Source organism: Rhizobacter sp. (assembly GCA_021153565.1).
Taxonomy (GTDB): domain Bacteria; phylum Pseudomonadota; class Gammaproteobacteria; order Burkholderiales; family Burkholderiaceae_C; genus Albitalea.
The window spans coordinates 1-6436 of record JAJKJU010000313.1; the positions used below are offsets into that span (position 1 = coordinate 1).

At 60.1% G+C, this 6436-nt stretch carries 4 protein-coding genes; 3 read left to right on the forward strand and 1 reads right to left on the reverse strand.

The annotated features are described in order from the left end of the window. The first annotated feature begins 513 nt into the window (after nt 1-513). Both AC30NL_RS19500 and AC30NL_RS19505 read left to right on the forward strand, forming a co-directional pair. Nucleotides 514-1113, forward strand: a complete 600-nt coding sequence (locus AC30NL_RS19500) for a hypothetical protein (protein WP_489465646.1) — start codon at nt 514-516, stop codon at nt 1111-1113. A 337-nt stretch (nt 1114-1450) separates the two neighbouring features. After that, nucleotides 1451-3400: a hypothetical protein gene (locus AC30NL_RS19505; RefSeq protein WP_489465647.1), complete on the forward strand. Its 1950-nt coding sequence runs from the start codon at nt 1451-1453 to the stop codon at nt 3398-3400. A gap of 271 nt (nt 3401-3671) precedes the next feature. Here the strand turns inward: AC30NL_RS19505 and AC30NL_RS19510 are convergent, their stop codons facing one another. After that, nucleotides 3672-4724, reverse strand: coding sequence for a leucine-rich repeat domain-containing protein (locus AC30NL_RS19510; protein WP_489465648.1), 1053 nt, complete (start codon nt 4722-4724; stop codon nt 3672-3674). A gap of 143 nt (nt 4725-4867) precedes the next feature. On the opposite strand from AC30NL_RS19510, the gene AC30NL_RS19515 reads away from it, so the two are divergent. Next, nucleotides 4868-6310: a leucine-rich repeat protein gene (locus AC30NL_RS19515; RefSeq protein WP_489465649.1), complete on the forward strand. Its 1443-nt coding sequence runs from the start codon at nt 4868-4870 to the stop codon at nt 6308-6310. The last annotated feature ends 126 nt before the right edge of the window (nt 6311-6436 follow it).

Genomic DNA, 6436 nt, shown 5'->3' on the forward strand with positions numbered 1-6436 from the left:
GCCTGCGAGAGATCGTGCTGCGAGGAGCGACACGCGACGTGCTGATGTCGACATCGGTTCCGGTGTTCATGTCGCATTGAGGCGTCGGTTCCTCGCTATTGAGCGACGGGACTATCTCCACTGACGGCCTAGGATGTTCGCATCTATCGCCACAATTTCGCGAAGACCATGCTCGTTGCGGCTCAAGAGATCACACTCGTCCCAGTCCGCGCTTGGTAGGAGCTGTCCTGGCGCGTCCCCGCATTGCTACAGTTGGAAAGGCTTCGCCTCGTGTCACGTTCTCTACTTTCATTCCTCGTCCCCTCGTGTTTTGGATTTGGCAGGTCAAGGACTCCGCTTTCAGCTGAGAGCGACCACCCGCGAGGCCGGCAGCGAGGCGCAGGTCAGGGATCAACGCTGCCCAGGGTTCAGCCGAGAAGCTCTATCAGCGGAAGCCGGAGCGACGCATCGCTTGCACCGCGCAGACCACTCCCGAACCAACTTCCGGCCTCGCAGGATGATCGAAGTAACACCATGCCTGCCCAAAGCATCCCCGACTTTTTGCGAGACCTGCGGCTGTTAAACAGAGAGGCTGAGCAAATTGTCGAAAGCATGTTGGCGGCCGTTGTTGCTCAGCGTTCTGATGAATTCGAGGAAAAGGCAGGCATGCTGAGGACTTCACGCCATGTGACCCCTGTCCAGCACAATGCCATCCTCAAGTGGTTCGGTGAGGCGAGGAGTAGTGGCAACGTGGCTATAACGCTCCCACCTCGCGATGTACCCACCAAGCAACCTGCTGAGCCATCAACCAGCCGCTTCTATGTTCCGAGGGCCGGACATCAGGGAGGAGCGACCGCATTCACGTCATCCGGCCGTTCGAGTCCGCCCAAGACTTTGCGCACACACACTTTCTTGCAAGACCTCCAGCCGTCAAACGAACAGGCTGCGAAGATTGTGCACAGCATGGCGCAGGACGTCGTTGGTGGCAGGCGTGATGAATTCAAGAAAAAGGCATACCAGCTGATGCAATTAGACGAAGTGACCCTTGCCGAGCACGATGCCCTCATCAAGTCGTTCGATGCGGTGAAGGCAAATGACAGGCTGGCTATCAAGCTCCGGCCAACTCAAGCTTGAACCGCAACAGCTTGTCCCCACATGAGGTGTCGCAATCTGTCCTTCTGGCAAGGCGCATGAATTCTTGCAATAGCCAATTGCCCTTCGAGTTATGTTGAGAAGACTTTCAACGTCATTGACATCGTGGGTGAATGATCGTTTCAATTCATCCCACTCTTCCGAATCCGGCGCGACGAGCGCCGGGCATCGAGGTGGAAGCCAATCGCCGGCTCGGCCAGACGGGTTGCCTCGTCGCCGAGTGCTGTCCGAAAGCGAGCGGGACTCGCTGGCCCAGGCAAACCGCCGGCAAATCTCGCATGGAATCCGGGTCAGCCGCCGAGAAGAGCCCGTTGAAGCGTTGAACGAACCCCGACTCGCGATGATTCGCCAGCTCTCCGCCGTCGCACAGGCCGACGTAATGCCCCCGGAAAGCGCGAACCTGGTCTTTGCCCAAATGGTCAAGGGCAGGGTGTTGCTACTGAAGAGCTTGTGCGACCGACAGCGTGACAAGGCGGTGCCGCTTACCGGATTGGTCTTTCTCGGCGAGAACCATAATCGCTGGACTGCCCATGGAGGGATGGCTCCCAACAAGCTGCCGCGACTCGTCCTCACTCACGAATTGGCCCCGATTGCGGCGGCAGATCGCGGTCGCACGGGCAGCGGAACGAGGTGCCTGTCCGCAAGGCCGCAGGCGTGGGACGTGGCGGGAGTCATCGCACATGAAGCAGTTCATGAGGCCCAATTCAACACGTCGCCCGCATTGGATACCTCCACGCATCCGCGCGCCGGATTCCTGGAGGCAGCGCGGCGGCTGAAGTGGGGGGGAGCCGACTGCGGCGGCGACCTGATCATGTACGTCAGCGACCCGCTCGAAGTACAGGCTTATCTGGAAGAAGTCCATGTGCATGAGCTGCTGGCCGGCAAGACGGGAATGCCTTCGTTCTCGTTCGCGCCCGAAATCGGCATGGACGAGTTCGCGGGCATGCTCGATGAACTGGCTGACACTTTGAAGACAGACGGCAAGAGTATGGCGCCCAGTGCTGATCGTTCAGGGATGGTTGCACAGTTCGATCCTGCCTGGTATCCAGGGATCGGAGGCCTGATGGAACGTATCCTGCTGTCCACGGCAATGCTTCATACGGCAACGTGCTCCCAAGCATGGAACCGCGGGGTCACGGAGCATTGGAGAAATACGCTCGCGGCGATGAAAGACAGGGTCGACGAGATCACGATGAATTCGCCTCGGCAGGAAGATGTCATCGGGTTTGCTGCGGCACTGGAAGACTTCATTGCCGACAGGCCCAGGCGCAATGCTCTGCATGCATTGGAATTGATTGCCGATACGCTCGAAGTGTTCCTCCACAACCTGGAGCGATCATATGGGCACGTTCTTCATTTACCGAAAGGGGAGCGGATCAGCGAAGAGGCGTTCGTCGCCGGGAAGAACGACCCGGCAGCGATGCTACAGGGAGTACTGGAGCAAGCCGGGTATGCACATGCGCATTGCGTGGGCAACGCCATCGCCAATGCGAAGGCGGAGTCTGGATTTTCGGAGGGCGTGGCGCGCCTCGAGGAAGCGATCCGCAACGGCGAAGGTGTATCGCGCGACGACGTGTGCGAGACCGTCGTGCGCCTCGCGGCCCGCCTGCTCGGGCTCGACGCATCGCAAATACCTCCCGGCCTGATGCCGGAAGTTCATCTGTACGATGCCCCGTCCGCGGTGCTGCCCGAACTCCCCGGCTTGAATGGGGTGAAGCACCAAGCTCGCAAGGCGTCGTTCGATGTCGCTGCGTGGCAGTTTCTCGTCCCCATTCACACCTTCGATGAACCCGGCCGGCTCGGACCTCGGCTTGCGCGCCTGGCGGCAGACATGGCGTATGCGGCCGCAATGCTTCATGTGGTTGGAGATGTCGATCTCATGAATAACCCACGATTCGTGCACTCCGTACATACGTTGTGGTACGGCCCGTTGAGCGCGAGATTCATTGACTTCCTGGCAAAGGGAGAGGCGGCGAAGGCGTCTCGTCAATTCGTGGAAAGTAAACCCGACTGCGCGGCCGCGGCGCTGCGGGCGATGGTCCGCGAACCGGAACACGAGGACTGTGAAGCCCGAGTTTGGCACCTCGGCCTTCGCGCTGACATGAAGCACACTTGGAAGAATGCGGTCTCTTCGCTTGGCCCTCAGGAAACGATGGGCCACAGCATGGCGGCTGCAGCACTCGAGGCTCGCAGCGTCTACGAGGCCCGCACCTATCGCCGTTGGCAAACGCGCCTCGTCGCCTTTCGACGCGCGGTCGGGGAGTTGTAGGCCGCGCGTACGTACATCCGCCACGACAGACACGAATTCAGGCCCAGCCGGGCATGCAGCACGTTCCAGCGCTGCCAGAAGGCGGTGGACGTCGGTTTCTTGCGGTGCAGCCGGCAGATCTGGCGCACCAGTAATGTGGCAACTGCCGTTGCTGTGCGACGGCCGCCAGCTGTCGGCGAGCACGTTCGTAAAGCCCAGGTTCGCGATCTGCGAGGCTTTAAAAAGTCCCCATGGCCCGGCCTAGACGCCTAGACTATCTCGACAGTCATTGTCATAACACCAGCAATTCAAAGCGATCTCGGACTTTTTCCAGAGCTTTCCGGCCTGCCTTGCTTATACGGCAGTCTTGCAAGTTGAGCGAGGTGATCCTGGTATTGGCCGCCAGGGCTCGCGCGCCCGCAGTGCCGATGTTGTTCTCCCTCAGGTCGAGCGAGGTGATCGAAGTGTTGGCCGCCAGAGCTCGCACCCCCTTATCGCCGATGTTGTTCTTCCGCAGGTTGAGCAAGGTGATCTTGGTGTTGGCCGCCAGGGCTTGCGCGCCCGCATCACCGATATTGTTCGATTCCAGGTTAAGCGAGGTGATCCTGGTGTTGGCCGCCAGAGCTTGCGCGCCCTCAACGCCAATGTTGTTGTCGGCCAGGTCGAGCGAGGTGATCGAGGCGCTGGCCGCCAGGGCTTGCACGCCCGCAAAGCCGATATTGTTGCCCCGCAGGTAGAGCGAGGAGATCGAGACGTTGGCCGCCAGGGCTTGCGCGCCCGCATCGCGAATGTTGTTGTGGGCCACATCGAGCGAGGTGATCGAGGCGTTAGCCGCCAGGGCTTGCGCGCCCGCAGCGCCAAAGCTGTTGTTGTTCCGCAAGTTGAGCGAGGTGATCTTGGTGTTGGCCGCCAAGGCTTGCGCGCCCGCAACGCCGATGTTGTTGGTCTGCAGGTTGAGCGAGGTGATCGAGGTGTTAGCCGCCAGGGCTTGCGCGCCCTCATCGCCAATGTCGTTGTTGCCCTCCAAGTTGAGCGAGGTGATCGAGGTATTAGCCGCCAGGGCTTGCGCGCCCGCATCGCCGATCCTGTTGACTGCCAGGTTGAGCGAGGTGATCTTGGTGTTGGCCGCCAGGGCTTGCGCGCCCGCATCGCCGATCCTGTTGGCTGCCAGGTTGAGCGAGGTGATCTTGGTGTTGGCCGCCAGGGCTTGCGCGCCTGCATCGCCGATCCTGTTGTGTTCCAGGTTGAGCGAGGTGATCTTGGTGTTGGCCGCCAGGGCTTGCGCGCCCAACCTGCCAATGTCGTTTCTCGTCAGGTCGAGCGAGGTGATCGAGGTGTTAACCAAGAGAGTTGTGGGTGGAGGTGGCCAGCAGGATGAATCTGGAGACGAGGTCGAAGTTTCGCGAAGCGAGTAAGGCTGCCGCCACGGTTGGTGCGGAGTGCGTGCAGGGCCTGACCGTGCGGAATTCAAAAGAATTGGAGGACGCTTTGAAAACATACAAGAGCGCGAAAATCTCCAAGATTTCATTGAATGGTGATAGGTTCACCGACAAGGACCTTCGAGCCCTGCCGCCCTCCTTGCGCGAGTTGTCAGTGATCGGTGCCCGAAACATTTCCGCTGCTGGATTGGCGCACTTGAACAACTTGCCGATGCTTGAATCGCTCACGGCACAAAACTGTTCGATCCGGGTTGACGGGGCGCGGGTGCTCGCTGCCAAAAAATCGATCACCACGCTCAACCTGAGCAACAACCTCATCGGGGATGAAGGCGCACGGATCCTCGCAGAAAGCACTTCGATTACCACGCTCGGCCTGGCTTCCAACAACATCAGGACTGGATGCGCAGAGGCCTTCGCCAAGAATACCTCGATCACCTCGCTTGACCTGGGCAACAACGTCCTCGGGGATGCAGGCGCAGTGGCCCTCGCCAAAAACACCTCGATCACCTCGCTCGACGTGAGCAAGAATTCCATCGGGCCTACAGGAGCGCAGGCCCTCGCCGCGAACACCTCGCTCACCAAGCTCAACCTGGCATCGAACCACATCGGGCATCAAGGCGCAGTGGTCCTCGCCGCGAACACCTCGATCACCAAGCTCAACCTGGCATCGAACCAGATCGGAATCCCAGGCGCAGTGGCCATCGCCAGAAATACCACGGTCACCGAGCTCAACCTGGAGTCGAACTTTATCGGAACCACAGGCGCAGTGGCCCTCGCCAAAAACACCACGCTCACCAAGCTCAACCTGGCATCGAACCAGATCGGGGATGTAGGCGCAGCGGCCTTCGCCGCGAACACCACGGTCACCGGGCTCAACCTGGCATCGAACCAGATCGGAAACACAGGCGCAGTAATCCTGGCCAGAAACACCAAGGTCACCAAGCTCAACCTGGCGTCGAACCAGATCGGGGATGAAGGCGCAGTGGCCCTCGCCAAGACCTCCTCAATCACCTCGCTCGACCTGGGCAACAACCACATCGGCAATGCAGGCAAAGTGGCCTTGGCCAAGAACACCTCGGTCACCAAGCTCAACCTGGCATCGAACAACAACATCAGGGATGAAGGCGCGCATGCGCTCGCGGGCAACACCTCAATGACCGCGGTGGACCATTACAGGTTCGGGCTCAACCGGATGCACGTACCGATTGGTCGTCAAATCGGTGGTGAGCTTGCGGCTGCGGCATTGAACCTCTCTATTGGTCATCGAGTCGGTCGTGAGGTTGCGGCTGCGGCACCGAATCGCTCCTCCAACAACATCGGTCTCCACTCTCTCGCTGCTGGGATTGACGCTGCGGATGATGGTCGCCGGTTCTCTCGCTACGCTCACGCTCTCGGATCGCATGCGTTGGGAGAGGCCAGCAATAGCGAGAACGCTGAGGGCCTTGTCCCGCACCATCTGCAGGGCCTCACCCGATTTCCCAGAGGGACTTAGGGAACCCAGGGGAAGAGGAGCACGCGCTTCGATTGGCGCACCATCGGTCTGAGAGGCTGAGAGGCTGAGAGGCTGAGAGGCTGAGAGGCTGAGAGGCTGAAAGGCTAAAAGGCTGAAAGGCTGAAA

Coding starts and splice junctions, on each gene's coding strand:
- AC30NL_RS19500 (WP_489465646.1), top strand. CDS start 514: ATGCCTGCCCAAAGCATCCCCGACTTTTTGCGAGACCTGCGGCTGTTA.